At 44.3% G+C, this 334-nt stretch carries 1 protein-coding gene; it reads left to right on the plus strand.

Annotation, left to right across the window (positions count from 1 at the left end; all coding sequences use genetic code 11):
• The coding region (locus BTV99_RS13005) for an aldehyde dehydrogenase family protein (RefSeq protein ID WP_143507227.1) at positions 1 to 334 on the plus strand (334 nt) is incomplete at both ends.

Below are 334 nucleotides of genomic sequence, written 5' to 3' on the forward strand. Positions count from 1 at the left end.
TATCTTAGAAGACAAAAAACAGTTTCTTGCAGAACTACAAACACGAGATAACGGTAAGCCTATTAGTGAGACTCTCGCTTTGGTTAGTAGTGCTATTGCCACTACACGCTATATTGCTAGCAGTCTTGAAACCCTTGATAACGAGCTTACCAATCAGCGAATTAAGTCGTTAATGACGTTTACAACCTACGAACCATTAGGGGTGATAGCAGCCATCACCCCGTGGAACTCGCCGATTGCATCAGAAGTACAAAAGATAGTACCAGCATTGGCAGGTGGTAATGCAGTCATCCTAAAGCCTGCGGAATCGACATCCCTTATCGCGCTTGAGTTG

This window comes from Psychrobacter sp. Rd 27.2 (assembly GCF_001921755.1).
Taxonomy (GTDB): domain Bacteria; phylum Pseudomonadota; class Gammaproteobacteria; order Pseudomonadales; family Moraxellaceae; genus Psychrobacter; species Psychrobacter celer.